Raw genomic sequence first — 20,009 nt, forward strand, 5'->3', positions numbered from 1 at the left:
GAGTAAAATAAAAGCCACTCGCACTTATTCTTTTAATCAGCTTTCATCATTAGCCAACCAGATTAACGAAGCCATACGACCGGTGGTTTTTTCCCTTCGATAGGAAAAAAAACGATCGGCCTCATTTACTGTGCAGTGTTCGCCACCATAGATGTTCTCAACGCCGAGTTCAGCCAGTTCAGCCCGCGCCAGGGCATAAATATCGGCGAGGAAGTGCAAAGGCTTTTGGCTGTGGGGGCGGAAACACTGGGCAATCGCTTCGGTGTGCGCGCCACTCTGGGCATGCTCGAAAAAGGCTTCCAAAACATCGACTCCCGTTTCAAAAGCCTCGGGGCCAATCGCGGGGCCCAGCCAGACCAGTAATTCTTGTGGGTCGCATTCGAGTGCCGCAACCGTATTTCGCAATATGCCCTCGGCTAAGCCTCGCCAGCCCCCGTGCGCCGCCGCTACCTTGGTGCCAGTCTTGTCGCAAAAAAGTACCGGTAGACAGTCAGCGGTGAGAACTGCGCAAACGGCCCCACCCCCAACGTTAAAGCTGGCATCGGCGGTACGTACAAGCCCGTCAGCCTGCGCCTGAGTAACCTTGTCACTGTGAATCTGTTCCAGCCACTGAGGCTCCGCCGGCAGCTTCAACTCCTCCGACAACTGCCGCCGATTGGCCATCACTGCAGTTTCCTCATCCCCCACATGGGCGCCGAGATTAAAGCTACTATAAGCCCCGCTGCTGGCGCCGCCATTGCGCTGGGTGGTCACCGCGCGCACCTTGGCTGGAGCAGGCCAAGAGGGAATCAGGTAATGATCAGTGGACATGGTATTTCTGCTTTATAACGATGTTGCGAAACGGACAGTGGCTGGGGCCACTGACATTCACTCGCGCTGGTCCCTACCGAGAAGATCGAGCAACTGGAGCATATCCGTTGGCATGGGAGCACACCAGTGCATATTTTCCCCAGTCAGCGGATGAATCAGGGCCAACTCTGCAGCGTGCAAGGCCTGGCGTGGGAATCCCTGCAGTGCCTGGACCAGCTCTCTGCTTGCCTCTGCGGGCAATTTAGGCCTGCCCCCATAAATCGGATCACCCACCAAAGGATGGCGAATATGGGCCATATGAACGCGAATCTGGTGGGTGCGCCCAGTTTCCAACTTACAGCGCAGTAAAGTGTGAGCGCGAAAGCGCTGTTGCACCTGATAGTGGGTGATGGCTTCTTTGCCACCAAAGTCCAACACAGCCATTTTCAGGCGGTTTTGCCGATGGCGACCGATAGGTGCATCGACACGTCCCGGCCCGGTTATAAAGCCTTGCACCAGGGCATCATATTGCCGACTGACCGTTCTCTGTTTTAACTGGTCTACCAGATGTACTTGCGCCGGCAGGGTCTTGGCAACAACCATCAAACCGCTGGTGTCCTTGTCCAGACGGTGCACAATGCCCGCACGGGGAATCTTTTCCTGATCTGGGCAGTGGTGTAACAGGCCATTCAACAGGGTGCCATCGGGGTTACCTGCAGCCGGGTGAACCACCAGGCCAGCGGGTTTGTTAATCACAATGAGGCTGTCGTCCTCGTAGACAATATTCAGGTCCAAGTCCTGGGCGGTCCAGCTTCCCTGAGACTCAAGCTCCGCCCGCAAGCTGAGCCGCTCACCGCCAAATAGCTTATCCTTGGGCTTGGCAGCAGCACCATTTAGGGTGAGTTGCCCGCCTTTGATCCAGGATTGCAGGCGAGAGCGGGAATAATCGGGAATTAATTCGGCTGCCGCTTGGTCTAATCTTTGACCAGCCATAGAGGCCGGTACTTCAATATCGAGTTTTAGGTGGTCATTCATCAAACAATTGCAAATACTTTGGGCAGCTCCGGGACTGTGTTTAAATGTCTGGAGCGCCAGATTAATCTTGGCGGATAGTTTAATAAGGTAGAGTGTGAGAATGATAGAGCGAGGGGCTATGCAAGCCTGGAAAATGCTGTGGCTGGCCTTGGTGTCCGCAATATTGGTTGCCTGCGCCAACACCGATGATTCAGAAGAGGGTCTGCCCACCGGCAACCGCACTGAACAGGCCTTCTACGAGGCTGCCCAGCGGCAACTGCGCACCAGCCAGTGGGACCTGGCGATCAAGAACCTGCGCGCCCTGGAAGACAACTTCCCCTTCGGCAACTACGCCGAACAGGCCCAGTTGGAGTTGATCTACGCCTACTACCGCAACTATGAGAACGATGCCGCCATCGCCGCCGCGGATCGTTTTATCCGCCTGCACCCGCAACACCGCAACGTCGATTACGCCTATTACATGAAAGGGCTCTCCTCCTTCACCGAGGGCGCCGGCCTGTTTGAGCGCTTTATGCCCACCGATCTAACCAATCGCGACCCTGGCGCTGCGCGCGAGTCCTTCGCCTACTTCTCTCAGTTAATGGCCCGCTATCCAGAGAGCCGTTACGCTGCAGACGCACAGAAACGCATGATTCACCTGCGCAACCTGCTGGCTCGCTATGAGATTCACGTGGCCAACTACTACTTCAAGCGCGGCGCCTACCTCGCCGCCGCCAACCGCGGCCGCTACGTTGTGGAGAACTTCCAGCAGACCCCGGCTGTACCCGATGCGCTCGCAGTAATGGTTCAGGGCTACCACTTGATGGAGATGCCCGAGCTGGAGGCCAACGCCCTGAGCGTACTGCGCAACAACTACCCCAAGCACCCGGCTTTTAATGAAGATGGCACCTTCAACTACGCCTTCTTTAAGGGCGCCAGCGGCCGCAGCCTGGTCCACCGTGTAACCCTGGGGCTGTTTGAAAAGTCTGACCCACAAGGCTTCGACAGCCGTGAGTTGTACAACCCCGAGTACAATCGCGGTGAGGCTCCCCTCCCACCGGAGCTGATGTAAGCACCCCTGTTAAACGTAAAAACGGCGCCTTATGGCGCCGTTTTTACGTTCTGGGCTGGCTTATTCTCCAGCCTTCCAACCGTTGGTAATCGGATAGCGACGATCCCGCCCGAAACCCCGCTCGGAAATCCGCACACCCACGGCGGCTTGGCGACGCTTGTATTCATTGCGCGCCACCAGGCGCACCACCCGCTCTACAATGCTGCGCTCAAAGCCCTGCTTGATAATTTGTTCGGCACTGTAATCCCTATCGACGTAGAGATTCAGAATCTCATCTAACACTTCATAGGGAGGCAGACTATCAGTATCCGCTTGGTCAGGAGCCAACTCGGCACTTGGTGGTCGTGTAATCACAGTCTCTGGAATGACCTCCGAGACCGTATTGCGATAGCGCGCCAGCTCAAACACCAGCACCTTAGGCACGTCTTTTAAAGCGTTAAAACCACCGACCATATCGCCGTATAGGGTGGCATAACCGACCGCCATTTCACTCTTATTACCGGTAGTCAGCACCATGGCCCCCTTCTTATTGGAGATAGCCATTAATAGCACTCCACGAGTTCGGGCCTGTAAGTTTTCCTCGGTGGTATCCCTTTCACTGCCGGCAAACTCTTCCGCCAAAGCCCCCATAAAGGCATCGAAAATGGGCTCGATTCCAATCTCCCGGTATTCGACACCCAGGCGCTGAGCCTGATCGGCAGCATCGGTCTTACTCAGGTCCGAGGTGTAGTGGAACGGCATCATCACCGCTTCGACCCGCTCCTTGCCCAGCGCATCCACGGCAACTGCCAAAGTCAGGGCCGAGTCAATCCCGCCTGATAGCCCCAGCACCACACCGTTAAAGCCGTTTTTATTGACGTAGTCGCGCACCCCCAATACCAGCGCCTGGTAAACCGAAGCCAAGTCTCCCATAAGCGGGGCCACCTCGCCGGGCAATAAAGTCACTCTACCGCTCTGCTGGGAAACCGATACGGGTAATAATTGCTCGGCAAATTCTTCTGCCCTGGCGCAAACCTGCCCCTGAGCATCTACAGCCATGGTGCCCCCATCGAAGACCAATTCATCCTGGCCTCCACACCAATTTACATAAACAATCGGCGTTTCAACCGCACGCGCTTGCCTGGTTATCAACTCCTGACGCTGCAGAGCCTTACCACGATGGAAGGGGGAGGCGTTGATATTCAGAATCAACTTAGCTCCGGCCTCTACGGTCTTCTGTAAAGGCTCTGGATGCCAGATATCCTCGCAAATACTAAAGCCAATCGGGATACCCTTGATATCCACCACACAGGGCCCATCCCCCTTGGTGAAATAGCGTTTCTCATCGAAGACCTGATAGTTCGGCAGTTTTTGCTTGGCGTACTCTGCCACCAACTCCCCATCGGCAATCAAGCCTGCCATATTGAACAGCCTGCCATTGCGATGGCGGGGGTAGCCAACCAGAATCGCGCAGGGCAACTGAACCGCTTTCAAAGCTTCCAGTGCAGCATCAATACGAGTTTGCATACTGGGTCGCAGCAGCAAATCTTCCGGAGAGTAGCCACACAGAGTCAACTCGGGAAACAAGACTAGATCGGCACCCATTTCGCGGTGGGCCCTGTTAGCCACCTCGATAACTCGGGCGGTGTTACCGGGAATATCTCCTACGAGAGAATTGATTTGTGCCAGCACTAGCTGCAAAGTAGACATGGTTAAACCTCGGACAAGACAGGCCGCCATTGTAACCCCTGTGAGCTGTAACAGCAGCGGCCACCACAACAACAAACCGGGAAGACATCTTGAGTAGTGCCATCAACACCAGTACACCTCCCTCGTTTCAACACCATGAGTTATTGCGCATCTGCGCAATCTACCGGCTGTCTATCGCCCTGGTATTACTGGGCGTTTTCTATTCTGATATCGGCGCAGGTGCCTTTGGCGATGATGCACCGTTACTTTTCCTATACACAGTTGTGGTGTATGCCATTCTTAATTTTGGTTGGCTAATTTTTTTACGCCAGCAAGCCTATCAAGTCGGCACAGGCCAAATCGGTATCATTCTGGCCTGTGACATTTTGGTTTTCCTTTTATTGATAGAATCCAGTGGCGGCCTCAACTCGGGCCTCGGCTATCTACTGCTAATTAACTGCTCGATAGGTTCCATCCTCTTGGATCGCCGTATGAGTGCCTTCTTTGCGGCGCTGGCTAGTCTCGGAGTGATCGGACTGCAGTTATACAATTTGATCTCAGGCCGGGGTACCAGCCAGGATATCGTCGCTGCGGGAAGCCTGGGACTACTACTATTCGCCACGGTAAGCGCACTCCAGTATTTATCTGCACGCATCCGCAGCGCCAATTTGCGTGCGGACCAACAGAGTCGCCAAGCCGCGCACTTACAACGGCTGGCCCAGCAGATTATCGAACGTATGGGTACTGGGGTTCTGGTGATGGGGCCCGGCGGCCAACCCGAGCTCGTCAACCAGGCCGCCCGGCGGCTCATAGGAGAGCAATTACACACTGAAAGTAAGGCGGGGAGCGCGTTACGCCAATCCATCCTCCAATGGCGCAACAATGAAGGACCCGATACTCCCCTGCTACAAGCGGAAAATGGCAGTGAACTGCACCTCAACTTCGCCAAGCTCGAACATGAAAGTGGCAGCAGCACACTGGTATTTATGGAAGATAACCGCAAGCTGGCGGAAGCCGCACAGAAGTTGAAGCTCGCCTCTCTCGGGCACCTCACCGGCTCTATCGCCCATGAAATTCGCAACCCACTGTCAGCTATCAGCCATGCCGCCCAGTTGTTGTCCGAGTCCTCTCGATTGGGCGAGGAGGATCACTATCTTACCGAGATCATTTGCAGACAGAGCCAACGGGTGAACCAAATCGTTGAAAATGTTATGCAGCTATCCCGGCGTCGAGCCGGCAATCCCCAGGAGCACAACCTAAGTAGCTGGCTACAACAGCTTATGCAGGATTACACCGCCGGCTCTGATAAGGGCGACCGAGTCGAACTCGACTTGCCATCCCAGCCCCTCAGCGCCAAGTTTGATGCAGCACAAATGGCCCAGGTCGTCACCAACCTAACCGACAATGCCCTGCACCACTCACAAGCGGCTACCGGCGAGCGCCAAGCAGAAATCCGCGTGTACTACAATCCAGAGCGCGGCTGTACTCAGCTAGATGTGAAAGATCGGGGGCCTGGAGTTCCACAGGAGCACCGAGACAAGGTTTTCGAGCCTTTTTTCACCACTGGCAATCGCGGCAGCGGGCTGGGCCTTTATATCGCCCGGGAACTGTGTGAAAGCAACCAGGCAACTCTCTACCACTGCCGCAGTGATGATGATATGAGCTGCTTTAGGGTTGAATTTGCTCACTAAACCGATGTGACTTGATTCTACTCAGGAATTTTTCCCAAAATGTATGGGATTATTCGTAAAGAATTTCTGACATAATCAGAATCGGCACCTTTGCCTACAATCTCCACAAAACAAGAAAAGACAGAGAATTGATGCTACCTCTGGCCCTGGTTGTCGACGACGAACCGGATATCTGCAAACTAATCACACTCACTCTGCAGCGCATGAATGTGAACTGCCACACCGCGGCCAACCTCGCGGAGGCAACACGCTTGCTCACAGAGAACTGCTACGACTTCTGCCTTACCGACCTGCGCCTGCCCGACGGCGATGGCCTGCAATTGGTGGAGCATATCCAGGGTGGCGTTCATCGAGATCTGCCCATTGCAGTGATTACCGCCCACGGCAATATGGATACCGCAATCAAGGCACTGAAGCTCGGTGCTTTTGATTTTGTCAGTAAACCCGTCGACTTGGAACGACTGCGCAACCTCGCCCAGCTGGCACTACGCCTAAATCGGGAACGCGATCCACAGCTCAGCAAGAGCTCGGAACAGCTGCTTTTGGGGGAAGCGCCCAATATGCGAAAACTGCGCGAGCAAATTGCCAAAGTTGCTCGCAGTGATGCCCCTGTTTATATCAGTGGTGAGTCAGGTTCCGGTAAAGAGCTGGCCGCCCGTGCCATCCACGCCCAGGGGGCCCGTGCAGACAAACCGTTTGTACCCATTAACTGCGGCGCCATTCCCGCTGAGCTGATGGAGAGCGAGTTCTTTGGGCACAAAAAAGGCAGCTTTACCGGCGCACATAAAGATAAAGCTGGCTTACTACAAAGTGCACAGGGAGGCACACTATTTCTTGACGAAGTAGCCGACCTGCCTCTGGATATGCAGGTAAAGCTTTTGCGCGCGATACAGGAAAAACGCATCCGCCCTATCGGTGCGAGCCAGGAAACCCCTATCGATGTGCGTATCCTCAGTGCGACACACAAGGACTTGGCTAAAGAAGTCAGTGAGGGACGCTTTCGCAGCGACCTCTTTTACCGTATCAATGTCATCGAAATATCAACACCACCATTGCGCGAGCGCAGTGAGGACATCCCCTTACTGGTCGATGCCATCATGCAACGCATAGCCAGCAACTCAGGCGAAATTCCTCCCGGCATCACCACCGATGCCATGCAAGCCCTACAGGCCTATCCCTTCCCTGGCAATGTTCGCCAACTGGAAAATATCCTCGAACGCGCCTTCACACTATGTGACCAACAGGAAATTCGCTATGAAGACCTGCTTTTGGAAAGGGATGAGACGCCGCAGGAACGAGAAGCGTTTTCCATTGCGATAGAAAGTGAAAACTTATCTGAAAATCAACTGGAAAATAGCAACCGCTTTGATCCAAGCCAGTACAAATCCCTGGATGAGTTTTTGCAGGAGATTGAGAAAGAAGCGATAGAGAGCGCTCTTACTAAGACACGCTGGAACCGAACTGCTGCAGCCCAGAAGCTGGGGATCAGTTTTCGCTCTCTGCGTTATCGGTTGAAGAAGTTGGGATTGGAGACTTAAAAATAATTAAAGGGATACCACATATTGAGTAATGCGGTACCCCTTTGGCTTCTTTAGAACCACAGAATGTATACTAAATTAATTTAATTTAAAACTAAATTAATTTAATTTAAAACTAAATTAATAATAAGTACCTTACCAACACTCAGCAGTATTTGATCCCGTTGCGGCCCTGACACCCGCTTCATCGAGTTTAAGCGTGGTACATTCACTGTCTTTACTTTGGCTCTTCCCTGCAACGGGCTGTGCAGTGAGGTCAAAGCTCGCAGCAGCTATAACACCTGTGACAGAGTAGTAGCCTTTTTCAGATTCAACACTGTTCCCACCAGTAACAGATGCTGCTACGGCACAATTCCCGCTATTGTACGCACTATAAGTTGTAAAACAGCGCTGCAATCTATGAGCAACATCATTTAGAATAGTTTTTGCATCCGTTCGATTACTCTCACGTATCATATCCATATAGGAAGGGATAGCTACAGCACTGATAATTCCAACAATAAGAACTACAACCATTAGCTCTACCAAGCTAAACCCAGAGCAATTTCTATTATGCTTTGTTTTCACGAAACCTCCTATTAGCGAATTCGTCGCCATGATATTCTCTTGTGCTTTAAAATTGGCGTCAGTTCTTTTATTCCACTGTCGCCACCAAGATCCACATAAGGGATAATAATTTTATCACCGGAATTAATCACATCTGAAAACGCGATAATTGCCTCGTCGCGCTCTTCAGCCCCTCCTATCAAAGAGCCATTTGCAAATTTAGGATCACCCAAAGCTATTAACTCCATAATCCAGCCTGACGCACCGGCTGCACAGGGGTCAGTGGATGGGATCAGTGTTGGAAAAATTAAGCGATCATTTATCAGTAAAGGCTTACTAATCACTCTCTCTCCAGTTATTGAGGAAGCGCCTGTATTAAAATCTAAATACCAGCCTTTCTTATTTGACCACCATGTGGTCACGGCATCATTGGTAATATCCCTGGAACCACCAGATTCAACGATTATTTTCTCCATTAACTCTGAGCGATCGGTAGTGGATATGCTTGATCCTTGGTCTACTATCGCATAAAAGCTATGAATGATACTGCCTGCAGTTTTATCTGTGGAAGTCAAATACTGACCGGTGCCAAAGTACACCATAATAGCATCTTCCATTTCACCATTGGCGCCAAGGATAGGAGTTGAGGTGATTGGCTGGGCATTACCATTAGGATCGACGGCCTTAAATAATGGAGCATTTCCTGCATATGCCAGCTCCCATGTATTATTAGCCAACTTAAATTTCCACATATTCCCTTCAAGGTCACCAGCATAAGCAGCATGCACTACCCTGTTGGAATCAATCAACAGTGAAGGCCCTGCCAGACCGTTTCCACCACTCCCATTGGTCGCAACAATTTGAAGATCAGAGGGATCCTCCAAATCAAGGATGACTAATTTCGCCTCATCATTTGTTGAGTTATAGCCATTACCAAATATAATTTTCCACCCAGTAGCTGTTGGGGCTATTAATGGACGGCCTAGGATGTTTCCTATATCTGAGTGAGAGCCATCTATTTCAAAGAGTACATCAGGATTATCAGGATCTGTAATATCCAGCGCAAACAAACCCTTTGCGCCAGCACCGTAGGTACCCACTAAAACATTTATCCACTCAGGGCTGCCCCCTCCATTTTTATCAAAATAGGCATCACTTACAAACAGAGGGCCATCCACCAGATATTGATGTGGATTTTCAGGAGAGCCGTAATCTTTCTCGGATAAATTCTTTAATTTTGAAAAAATGGCTGAGGGAATATAAGCAAATTTCTCTTGCCCAGTTTCAGAATTAAAAGCGTGCAGCATTCCATCATTAGAGCTTACATATAATAGCTCAGAGCGCCCCTCTTTTTTTACCTCAAGGTAATTCTGATAACTCTTGCCCCCCAAACTTTCTGGCAGAAGCTTAAAGAATTGGTCGTTATTACTGGCTATTACTGGACTAGCATTCACCACATCCCCGAGCAATACACTTCTTTCACGCAGGCCATCAACACTCTTTCCATACAACCATTCCAACCTATCCTTTCCTGCAGATTTATCATCACCAGACTTTAAAGCGGACTTTTGGTCTTTTGTGAGATTTTTCCAGGAAAAATCCACCGTATCATTACCATTAAAAGTAATTATTTTACGGTTACTTGTCGGAATCTTACCCTCTGTTGATGTACTCCAAAGAGGGGTATCCGATAGTGTTCGGTCATCATTAATTTTTATTGCCTTAATTTCCCCAGTCCAACCCTCTGGATTAAAGACTGCCTGAAAAATAGCAGTATCGGTACTCAGCCTAGTTGAGTTAGCAGCAACTGATGATGATGAGCCCCCCTTACCTTTAATTGCATCGAGTAAGTCAGAAAGTTGAGAAGCAAACTGAGTCGCATTTGCTGCACTGTAAAACCCTCCTCGGCTATTTACTCCCGCATGAAGTAAATCATCTAGCTTTGCAGCATCACTATTTTGGGGATTTGGCCAATTAATCGAAGAACCATCCTTGATAGCATCAAAGGCACTTTTAGGCTCTACACTACCGGTGACACCAAGACTAACACCAAATGTCACCATATGCTGCCAGTTGGCTGGGTCACCTTGGATATCAACCTTATTATCTAGGCCAGAATGTAGATCATTCTTCCAATAATACCTCGCAATATCAGCCAGAGTATCCGAGTGGGCATCTTGAAATGGGTTTCCGTCACTTTGATCGACATTACCAAAGCCTCTGTCACCATAGTCACTACCATAACCGTCGGTCATTAGTATTGTATAACTAGCCCGGCAGGCGACCTGAGAACTGGTATCATTAGTGCCTGGCTCTCCGGCCCAAGGACCATAGTTATCTGTCCTGCTAAAATAATCTCCTACCACCTCAAGCGTTTTTAAAAGCGGAGTGCCAGCTTGAGGAATATCGACACCATAAAGATTCTCAAAAAAAGATTCTCGATCTTCCCCAGAAAAAGCGCGCACACCTGTAACAATTTTTTCAGTTTTATCTTCATTATTATCAAGAATTCTTGAACCTGTGTTCAGAGTACCGAAGCCAACGCGTAAATCCTCAGTTTGCCTTGAAAAAGCTTGACCAATTCCTGCTCGTGACAATAGTGCACGAGAGCGGTAATAGGTGTACCAATTCGCGAAGTTATTGATCTCTTCCACATAAGTACAATACCCCTGAGCTGCACAGTCGGTGCGAGCCTCACTGCGGGGATAACTATTTCTAGTAGACTTAATTTCCACACGAGAATAACTATCGCTTTCGGTTACATCTCCAGCGCCGTCGTATTGAAAGTAAGTAGCTGGATAGAAATATTGATAACTATCTCGTGACCCATTCTCACAGAGCCCCCACCTGCCATTGTTATACTGAGTAGGCGTACTCTCATTAGCATCATCTGCAATCCAGCAGGCAGTCTGATAATTATATACAGTTAAGTTTCTCCACCCTTTACCAGTATTTTTGGGGTTATGGTATGCTTTTGTGGGCTCTGCTGCAGGATATTCATTGCCATCTTTATCAACCCAGGGAGTATAGCGAATACTGGGATCATAGTAAGTTTTGTTATTGTGAGGGGATCTAAAGTAGGCCGCCCACCGATTATCCTCACTGAAGGATGGAATCAATCTGCCATACCTTCCATCCCAATAATCACAACTATCCGTTTTACCCTCAGCATAAGGGCAACCAGGAAAACTGCCATTTGAGTTCAAGGCGCTATTAGGGTACACATACATCACAGTTCGATATGGCCAGTGGTCACTTACTTCAGGATCGAAAATATATGAAGCTTCTGAAGGTGTAACTTCGAACTGCATAGAGCCGGAATCATCCAGAATAAACATAATATTCGGATCGGCACCCGTTTTTAAAAATAGTGGCTGCTGAGAAAGTGTTAAAGAATGAGCACTATGCACACATCCAAAAGCCAAAAATGCGGCAACAATGGCAGATTGAATTTTAAAATTCTTGAAACTAAATAACATAATACCCTCTTTTACTGCCATGACTTCAGACTGGACTGCAGGATCACAACAGTATTTTCTGTACCACCCACACCCCGGCTAGTAATCCGGTAGTGTCGAGCCCGATCCTCTTTAATTGCCGACTCGAAATCAATTCCACCGCCAGTCTCACCTGTATTACTTGCTTCACTGGTGACTCTCTCAACGACATAGACTGGCTGGCTGGCCACATGCTCCAACCCTAAAGTGGTTTCTACGGATGTATTTTTCCAATTAAAATCCAACCAGAATCCACCATTTTTTGACCCATCCAGCTCTTCACCATAACCTAAAGTACTACCGTTAAAAGCAGTATTGATACTGGCTCTTAGTTTTTCCTCTAACTCGTTCTCAGCCACACGCAATGCAGACTCCGCTGCCTGAAAAGCCAGTTGACGATCACGCATATTACCGGCCATAAGCTCCTGCATTCCACTTCCCCTGATTGCAGCAAGGCCTATAAAAGTCATTAATAACAGCATGACCAAGCCAACCAACAAAGTAGTTCCTTGTTGTTTAGAAAAATTTATTTCTTTACTCATAAAGATCCTTACCAATCAGGGTACCCGGCTTCTTATTGTTACAACGCTGGTAAAAACCTGACGCAAACGACGGTCGCCGGGCTCATTTACTTGTTGTCCATTAAAGGTATAGGGCTGTGCTTCCTGTAAAACATTATCTTCCACACTAGCTACCAGTAAATCGAGGCGAACGCTGGCCACCTCACTCCACTCATCAGGAGATGCTATTTGATTTGCAGTTTTATAGGAGTCAATGACATCATCACCATTCTCATCTATTCCATAAGTGATCTGCATATTTTCGACACCCTCGAGCAATTCCTGCGGGTCAGCATTAACTTCACTATTAACCTCCCTGAATAAGCTGGGGCGTCCTGAGGTGCCATTAGCGATATAATAGAAGGTAGATGTCATAGCAATAACCTGTCCATCAGACCCAATATAACTCTCTCCGTTTAAGACCTGATCTTCCCATACTGCTAACTTATTGCCGGGCTTAAAAGAGGAGGCATCTGAGTGCTGAATCGCTATAAACTCGCTACTTCCACTACCCACAAAGCCTGTTGCCTGAAAAACTCTCACATAGCCACAGCTGGAAATCGTAACTATATCTCCTAAACAGAATCCGCTATATTTATCTGAGCCGTCCGCACAGCCCCCGACTTCAACTCCAGTATTCTCAACAAATACCTGTGTTGGATCAGTCATTTGAGCAACGCCCGCCCCATTAGCTGAAGCGCTACGTATCAAGATCGCGTCAGTTTGTTTTTCAATATTTACCGGAAATCCGGCAACATTCTTCTCTGAGTCCATACCTTCCACAGCGACATCATATCTAAAACCTATTTCATCACTGCGGTTCAGGTAGCTTTTAAACGTTGCGCTACTATTATTATCAGATAGGCTGGCACAACCCATATAACCCGCCATCCGAATATCTTCACTTAGAAACTCTATCGCCAGTCGCCCAGTTTCCTGAACCCGCGACATTGCATTTTGAGTACTAAAAGTTAAGTTACTAGACAAAAAAAGCTGGGTCACTCCAGCTAAAAGCACTAACCCCACGGTAATTGATACCATCAACTCAACCAGGGATATCCCCCTCTGCTTGCGCATCTGCTTGCCTCTAAATTCTTGTCATATACTGAAAATTACTAATATCTGCATTATTTTCGGCACCTGTTGCATCGTGCTCTTCCCACTGGATAGTCACTGTGCATACATTGCTTACATCACACGCGATACCACCCGTGCCTCCGGGCAGTCTCTCGGCAAGAACCTGCCGCCACTCTATTAAATCATTTTGTGATTGAGAGGCACTGGTAGCAGGCGGCGCTTCATTAATACCCAGATCATAATCAGCAATCCTGCTTCTGCTCGCCCTAATTCGGTCCAGCAAATCATAAGCTAGAACATTGGCCTGGGATCGCATGTAAGCACTATGGTTATATTGAATTGCTCTACTTTGCAAAGCTGCCAAACCAAGTAAAGAGGTTGATAAAATCAACACTGTTACCATTACTTCAATAAGACCAACGCCATACTGTGCATTAATTTTTTTCATGTCACTCACAGCTTGTTTTAGATGCCGAAATAACCCCGGAGCTAGTAAGCACAATATTTTTTGCACTATCCCCAGTACAATTAGATGTTTTTATACTGATACTTGTACGAACAAACCGACCTAAAACCCCCATACCGGTAAACCGCACAAAATTGGTTGTCCCATTCTGGGTAACACCAATCACAGCATTTTCACCCTTAAAATCCCAACTACGCAATACGTTCTCAACAACAGGAGTGCCAGCTTTTTCTGTTAGGGCTCCATCAACAAAAACCATCCAACCCTCAGACCATTTATTGGATCCAGCACAATTAGCCCCATCACTACTTGCACAAATTGATACATTAGTACCGCGTTTCACCGCCTCACTGCGAGAATAATTTAGTGCATTAATAAAATCATCGGCTAATGTAAATGACCTGTAATTGTTAATCATATCTGTAAAACTTGGGATAGCGACCGAGGCTACAATCGCGAACACCGTCATAGCCACCATCAGCTCAATTAAAGTAAAGCCGTTTTGAATCTGCTTTTCCCCATGAACATTTATAAATCGCTTACGAAGCATTATTTCCTCGATTTATCTTTAAACTGCGTTCATTCACCCGCCAAGCATCTAGCAGTTAAAGGCCACCCGACGGTATAGTTTGAAACTTAGCATTCTCATTTGCTTATCTCTATTAGAGACCGACAAGCGGCTTTTTCTCAGGGTTTAATGGTCCTCAAAAAGAGAGCTACTTCAAGGAATGGTGATATGTATGTCAAATAGACAGGGATTCACATTACTCGAGTTAATGATTGTGCTCACCGTATTGGCAGTACTTATGATGATCTCAGCACCAAGCTTTATTCCGATGATTCAAGAGACTCGTTTAAAAACGGCAACCGAAGAGCTGTTTAATGCTGTTCAATTAACCCGCACCAAAGCTATTACACATAATCAAAGGGCAACTATGCGAAACTTTGGTAGCTGGGAAATGGGCTGGGAGATTTTTATCGACCCAGATAATGACGGAATACGGAGTGATGATGAACTCTTGATACTCAAGAGAGGAGCCTTGGAAGGCGTGCACATAACGCCTAATTCACCAGTGAAAAACTATATTTCTTTTATAAGCTCAGGGGAAAGCCGGAAAACCGGCCCATCATTAGGAGCATTCCAAGCTGGAACATTACAAGTCTGTGCTCAAGAAGTTGAAACCGCGCAAGCTTTAATCTTATCGCGAAGTGGGCGAATGCGGATTGAAAAATCAGATATCGATAACTGTCCCTAAGAGAGCTCTCACAGTTATCAGAATTTAGAAAAGTGCTAACGCAACTCCTTGGGCAGAGAAAAACGAATATTCTCCTCACGCCCGTCCATCTCTTCAGGCAGACTGGCGCCGAGCTGTTGCAGTTTGCCGATCACCTCTTGCACTAGCACCTCTGGAGCCGAGGCGCCGGCGGTGATACCGATGGATTGTTTGCCGGTGAACCAATCGGCATCGATATCCGCGGCGCCGTCGATCAATTTCGCATCAGCGCCGCAGCGCTCGGCCAATTCACGCAGACGGTTGGAGTTGGAGCTATTGGGGCTGCCCACAACCAACACCATATCGCTCTCCAGGGCGAGCTGGCGCACGGCGTCCTGGCGGTTTTGGGTGGCATAGCAGATGTCGTCTTTGCGTGGGCCGCGGATGTTGGGGAAACGCTGGCGCAGGGCGTCGATCACACGGGCGGTGTCGTCCATGGAGAGTGTGGTCTGGGTTACATAGGCGAGGTTGTTCTCGTCTTTTACCTGTAGACTTGCCACATCCTCCTCATCTTCGACCAGATAGATAGCGCCACCGGCGGCCCCATCGTACTGGCCCATGGTGCCCTCCACTTCCGGGTGGCCCGCGTGGCCGATCAGTATGCACTCGGCGCCATCGCTGCTGAACTTACTGACTTCAATGTGCACCTTGGTAACCAGTGGGCAGGTGGCATCGAACACGCGCAGATTGCGATCTTCCGCCTCCTGCTGTACGGCCTTGGATACGCCGTGAGCACTGAAAATAACGATGACATCATCGGGCACTTCCGACAACTCATCCACAAACACGGCACCGCGCTCGCGCAGGCTCTCCACCACAAACTTGTTGTGCACCACCTCGTGGCGCACATAGATGGGCGCTCCAAAAACATCCAGGGCGCGGTTGACGATATCAATCGCGCGGTCGACGCCGGCACAGAAGCCGCGGGGATTAGCCAGTCGGATTTGCATTTTTACTTCAGCACTCTTTCGATAACCAGTTCAAAGGGTGAAAAATTGCCCTATTGAATTGAATCCACTGCGATGATTTTTACATGGAAGTTCAGCGTCTGCCCTGCCAAGGGATGATTGAAGTCAACGGTCACTTCATCTTCTTCAATCTCGCGAATTACTCCCGGCAATTCACCACTGCCATTGTCAAAAGACACAACCAAGCCAGGTTCCAGTTCAATATCTGGAGAAAAGCTATCGCGGCGAACCTTTTGCATATTAGCCGGGTTGCGCTGACCAAAACCCAGCTCGGGGGGAATTTCAATTTCCGCTTCATCGCCGGCCTTGAGACCAAACAGGGCTTTTTCAAAGCCCGGCAGGAGACTGCCATCCCCCACACTAAAAGAGGCGGGATCGCCTTTAAAGGTAGAATCCACTTCGGTACCGTCATCCAGCTTAAGGCTGAAATGCAGAGTTACGCGGCTGTGTTCGCCGATAACGCTATTACTCATGGTTCGTTAAACTTCCGCGTTATTTTTTGTCTTGTCGCCGTCTTTTTCTGCAAAGAAAAGCAACTCTATTACCAGCATGGCTGCGCCGATACTGATGCCCATATCCGCCACATTAAACACAGGGAAATGCCAACTGCCGTAGTACACGGAAATAAAGTCCCGTACATACCCCAGCAAAATACGATCCCACAGGTTACCTAGGGCGCCGCCAAGAATCAGGGCCAGGGCACAGGGTTCCCAACGCTTTAGCGCTGGCAAACGCCACAGCCAAATAGTGACAACAATGCTAAAGACCATTGCGATCACGCCAAAAAACCACCGCTGCCAGCCCCCTGCATCAGACAGGAAGCTAAACGCTGCGCCGTAATTTTCCGCATAGGTAAACTGCAGAAACCCCGGAATTATTTGCACCGCTGGGCCGTGCATAAATTCACCCACGGCCCAAACCTTAGTGGCGACATCTAGAACCACAACAGCCAGGGCCAGCCAATACCAGCGCCAGGGATGGCCGAGCAGCAAATTGGTCTTAGGCATAGTGCCTTACCTCGCCTTTACCAGTCACGTTCTCTACACAGCGACCGCATATATCCGGGTAATCACTGTTCTCACCCACATCTGCACGATAGTGCCAACAGCGCGCACATTTGGGGTGATCTACCTTACTCACACCAATTTTAAGGCCTTCAAGCTCGGTAGCCTCGGCGCCCCCCGCATCGCTGAGCGGCTGCACTGAAGTGGAGGAGCAAATCAGCACGAAGCGCAGCTCATTTTCCAGCTCGAGTAATTTCTCGCGCAGGTCATCATTGGCATATAGAGTAACCGCAGCCTGTAGGGATCCACCGATGGCTCCGGCTGCACGCTGCTCTTCCAATACCTTGTTTACCGCCGTTTTTACCTCGGCCATTACGGCCCAGTATTCTGCACCTTTATTGGCCTCTACCGGCAACTTGGGCAGTGGATACCACTCTTCAATAAAGACGCTATCGGCATTGTTACCTGGAATAAACTGCCACAACTCCTCAGCGGTAAAGCTCAGAATCGGTGCTATCCAGCGCACGAATGCCTGCACAATATGGTAGAGCGCACTCTGTGCCGAGCGGCGCGCGATACTGTCTTCCTTGGTGGTGTACTGACGGTCCTTGATAATATCCAGATAGAAACCACCCATTTCCACTACGCAGAAGTTATGCAATTTCTGGTAAATCTGGTGGAACTGGTAATTATCGTAGGCCGCCAAAATCTCGTCCTGCAGATGCGCAGCTTTATCCAGCGCCCAGCGATCCAGCGCCAGCAATTCATTTTCTGGCAACAGATCTTTCTGCGGATCGAAACCAGCCAGGTTCGACAGGAAGAAGCGCGCGGTATTGCGCAAGCGTCGATAAGAATCTGCGGTGCGCTTGAGAATTTCGTCGGAAACGGCCATTTCACCACTGAAGTCGGTGGCCGATACCCACAGTCGCAGGACATCTGCACCCAGTTTGTTGATCACATCCAGGGGGGCGACAGTATTGCCGATAGACTTCGACATCTTGCGTCCCTGGGCATCCACGGTGAAACCGTGGGTCAAAACCTGCTTGTAAGGTGCACAGCCATTGATAGCGATGGAGGTCTTCAGGGAGGACTGGAACCAGCCGCGATGCTGGTCGGACCCTTCCAGGTAGAGATCAGCTGGGAAGCGCAGACCTTCGCGGCGCTCCAACACGGCGTAATGGGTCACGCCAGAATCGAACCAGACATCGAGAGTGTCGGTCACTTTCTCGTAGTGTTCCGCCTCATCACCAAGAAGATCACGGGCATCTAGATCAAACCAGACGTCCATCCCTTTTTCGTCGACCAAAGCGGCCACTTTATCCATCAGTGCCGGGGACTCCGGGTGCAGCTCGTGGGTCTCTTTGTTCACGAACAAGGCAATAGGCACTCCCCAGGTACGCTGGCGGGAGATACACCAGTCTGGACTGCCATTGAGCATAGAATCGATACGAGCCTTGCCCCAGCCAGGTATCCACAGCACGTCATCTGCCGCTTTCTGCGCCTGCTCCAGCAGGTCATTTTGCTGCATGCTGATAAACCACTGAGGGGTCGCACGGTAGATCAGTGGTGTCTTGGTGCGCCAGCAATGCGGGTAGCTGTGCTCCAGCTTGCCCTTGTGCAGCAGCACACCACGCTCCTCTAGTAATGCAACAATCTTGTCATCCACTTTGTAAACATGCTCGCCGGCAAACAGCGGCACGTTGTCGCGGTAGACACCGTTATTATCAATGTAGTTTAGGGTTTCAATGCCGTAGCGCTTGCCTACCTGGAAGTCATCCGGGCCGTGGTCCGGGGCTGTATGCACACAGCCGGTACCGGCATCGGTGGTAACATGATCGCCGAGGACGATTGGCAGCAGCTTCTCGTAGAACGGGTGGTGCACTTTCAGATGCTCCAGGGCGGCGCCGCGAATGCGCCCCACAACTTCCCCTTCGAAGCCTGCGCGAGCTAGAACCGCATCCTTCAGCGCTTCCGCAACCAGCAAACGACGTTTGCCCGCCTGTACCACCACATATTCCAGTTCGCCGTTTACGGAAACCGCCTGGCTCGAAGGCAGGGTCCAGGGTGTTGTAGTCCAAATGACCACCGACAGCGGGCCCTCGCCCGCGTGGCCACCAGAGGCATCGGCTATGGCCAGATCCGCCTCTTCACTTACCGGGTAGCAGACGTCGATGGAATAAGAGGTTTTATCCTGATACTCCACTTCCGCTTCCGCCAACGCAGAACCGCCCACCACACTCCAGTACACAGGTTTGAAACCACGCGCCAGATGGCCATTTTTCACCACGCGGCCGAGAGCGCGAATAATGTCGCCCTCAAACTGGAAATCCATGGTGCGGTAGGGATTGTCCCATTCGCCAAACACTCCCAGGCGCACGAAATCTTTCTTCTGCCCTTCCACCTGCTTGGCGGCATACTCGCGGCATTTCTGGCGGAAAGTCTTGTGGTCCACTTTACTTCCGGCCTTGCCGATTTTTTTCTCTACACGGTGTTCGATCGGTAAGCCGTGGCAGTCCCACCCAGGTACGTAAGGAGCATCGAAACCACTCAAGGTTTTCGACTTAATAATGATGTCTTTAAGAATCTTGTTAACTGAGTGACCAATGTGAATATCGCCATTCGCATAGGGAGGGCCATCGTGCAGAATAAACTGCTCGCGCCCGGCGCGCGCCTCGCGAATTTTTTCGTAGAGCTTGTTGTCCTGCCATTTTTTCAGAATTGCCGGCTCACGCTGCGGCAAATTGCCACGCATGGGGAAGTCGGTCTCAGGCAAATTCAGGGTCGCTTTATAATCAGTCATTGGATGTCTACTTCAGCTCTAGTAGAAAAATAAATTAGGTCGTCT

General features: G+C 50.1%; 17 protein-coding genes. 4 read left to right on the forward strand and 13 right to left on the reverse strand.

Annotated elements, in window-relative coordinates; all coding sequences use genetic code 11:
* Positions 1 to 36: 36 nt before the first annotated feature.
* Entirely contained in the window at positions 37 to 810 is a 774-nt protein-coding gene (gene pgeF, locus ACXAFI_RS16135) for a peptidoglycan editing factor PgeF (protein WP_475109617.1), read from the reverse strand.
* Between the two features lie 57 nt (positions 811 to 867).
* Positions 868 to 1,824 carry a 23S rRNA pseudouridine(1911/1915/1917) synthase RluD gene (gene rluD / locus ACXAFI_RS16140; RefSeq protein ID WP_475109618.1) on the reverse strand — a complete coding sequence of 319 codons (957 nt, stop codon included), beginning with the start codon at positions 1,822 to 1,824 and terminating at the stop codon, positions 868 to 870.
* Positions 1,825 to 1,942: 118 nt separating this feature from the next.
* Here rluD and ACXAFI_RS16145 point away from each other — a divergent pair, with 118 nt between their 5' ends.
* Positions 1,943 to 2,875 carry an outer membrane protein assembly factor BamD gene (locus ACXAFI_RS16145; protein ID WP_475109619.1) on the forward strand — a complete coding sequence of 311 codons (933 nt, stop codon included), beginning with the start codon at positions 1,943 to 1,945 and terminating at the stop codon, positions 2,873 to 2,875.
* A gap of 60 nt (positions 2,876 to 2,935) precedes the next feature.
* Here the strand turns inward: ACXAFI_RS16145 and ACXAFI_RS16150 are convergent, their stop codons facing one another.
* Entirely contained in the window at positions 2,936 to 4,564 is a 1,629-nt protein-coding gene (locus ACXAFI_RS16150) for an NAD+ synthase (protein WP_475109620.1), read from the reverse strand.
* An 89-nt stretch (positions 4,565 to 4,653) separates the two neighbouring features.
* Between ACXAFI_RS16150 and ACXAFI_RS16155 the strand changes: the two genes are divergently transcribed.
* Together ACXAFI_RS16155 and ACXAFI_RS16160 are read left to right on the forward strand one after the other, a co-directional pair.
* On the forward strand, positions 4,654 to 6,234 hold the full coding sequence (locus ACXAFI_RS16155) for a two-component system sensor histidine kinase NtrB (RefSeq protein ID WP_475109621.1): 1,581 nt from the start codon (positions 4,654 to 4,656) through the stop codon (positions 6,232 to 6,234).
* A 131-nt stretch (positions 6,235 to 6,365) separates the two neighbouring features.
* The gene (locus tag ACXAFI_RS16160; protein WP_475109622.1) at positions 6,366 to 7,772 is read left to right on the forward strand and encodes a sigma-54-dependent transcriptional regulator; all 1,407 of its coding nucleotides are present in this window, start codon (positions 6,366 to 6,368) and stop codon (positions 7,770 to 7,772) included.
* Between the two features lie 135 nt (positions 7,773 to 7,907).
* On the opposite strand, the gene ACXAFI_RS16165 is transcribed toward ACXAFI_RS16160, so the two are convergent.
* From ACXAFI_RS16165 to ACXAFI_RS16190, 6 genes are read right to left on the reverse strand one after another with little or no spacing between them, the layout of a single operon-like run.
* Positions 7,908 to 8,339, reverse strand: a complete 432-nt coding sequence (locus tag ACXAFI_RS16165) for a type IV pilin protein (protein ID WP_475109623.1) — start codon at positions 8,337 to 8,339, stop codon at positions 7,908 to 7,910.
* 11 nt (positions 8,340 to 8,350) lie between these two features.
* Complete coding sequence (locus ACXAFI_RS16170) at positions 8,351 to 11,818, reverse strand: pilus assembly protein (RefSeq protein ID WP_475109624.1); 3,468 nt, start codon at positions 11,816 to 11,818, stop codon at positions 8,351 to 8,353.
* Positions 11,809 to 12,357: a pilus assembly PilX family protein gene (locus ACXAFI_RS16175; RefSeq protein ID WP_475109625.1), complete on the reverse strand. Its 549-nt coding sequence runs from the start codon at positions 12,355 to 12,357 to the stop codon at positions 11,809 to 11,811. The genes ACXAFI_RS16170 and ACXAFI_RS16175 overlap by 10 nt, the downstream gene beginning before the upstream one ends.
* 15 nt (positions 12,358 to 12,372) lie before the next feature.
* Positions 12,373 to 13,452 (reverse strand): PilW family protein, encoded by a 1,080-nt coding sequence (locus tag ACXAFI_RS16180; protein ID WP_475109626.1) that lies wholly within the window; start codon positions 13,450 to 13,452, stop codon positions 12,373 to 12,375.
* Positions 13,453 to 13,462: 10 nt separating this feature from the next.
* Entirely contained in the window at positions 13,463 to 13,900 is a 438-nt protein-coding gene (pilV, locus tag ACXAFI_RS16185; protein ID WP_475109627.1) for a type IV pilus modification protein PilV, read from the reverse strand.
* A 1-nt stretch (position 13,901) separates the two neighbouring features.
* Positions 13,902 to 14,468 (reverse strand): GspH/FimT family pseudopilin, encoded by a 567-nt coding sequence (locus ACXAFI_RS16190; protein ID WP_475109628.1) that lies wholly within the window; start codon positions 14,466 to 14,468, stop codon positions 13,902 to 13,904.
* Between the two features lie 190 nt (positions 14,469 to 14,658).
* Here ACXAFI_RS16190 and ACXAFI_RS16195 point away from each other — a divergent pair, with 190 nt between their 5' ends.
* Complete coding sequence (locus ACXAFI_RS16195) at positions 14,659 to 15,174, forward strand: GspH/FimT family pseudopilin (RefSeq protein WP_475109629.1); 516 nt, start codon at positions 14,659 to 14,661, stop codon at positions 15,172 to 15,174.
* Positions 15,175 to 15,209: 35 nt separating this feature from the next.
* Here the strand turns inward: ACXAFI_RS16195 and ispH are convergent, their stop codons facing one another.
* From ispH to ileS, 4 genes are read right to left on the reverse strand one after another with little or no spacing between them, the layout of a single operon-like run.
* Positions 15,210 to 16,142, reverse strand: coding sequence for a 4-hydroxy-3-methylbut-2-enyl diphosphate reductase (ispH, locus tag ACXAFI_RS16200; protein ID WP_475109630.1), 933 nt, complete (start codon positions 16,140 to 16,142; stop codon positions 15,210 to 15,212).
* Between the two features lie 50 nt (positions 16,143 to 16,192).
* Positions 16,193 to 16,633: an FKBP-type peptidyl-prolyl cis-trans isomerase gene (locus tag ACXAFI_RS16205; protein WP_152451225.1), complete on the reverse strand. Its 441-nt coding sequence runs from the start codon at positions 16,631 to 16,633 to the stop codon at positions 16,193 to 16,195.
* Between the two features lie 6 nt (positions 16,634 to 16,639).
* Positions 16,640 to 17,167 (reverse strand): signal peptidase II, encoded by a 528-nt coding sequence (gene lspA / locus ACXAFI_RS16210; protein ID WP_444920974.1) that lies wholly within the window; start codon positions 17,165 to 17,167, stop codon positions 16,640 to 16,642.
* Positions 17,160 to 19,964 carry an isoleucine--tRNA ligase gene (ileS, locus tag ACXAFI_RS16215; protein ID WP_475109631.1) on the reverse strand — a complete coding sequence of 935 codons (2,805 nt, stop codon included), beginning with the start codon at positions 19,962 to 19,964 and terminating at the stop codon, positions 17,160 to 17,162. The genes lspA and ileS overlap by 8 nt, the downstream gene beginning before the upstream one ends.
* Positions 19,965 to 20,009 lie beyond the last annotated feature (45 nt).

The organism is Microbulbifer sp. ABH2_005 (assembly GCF_056160005.1).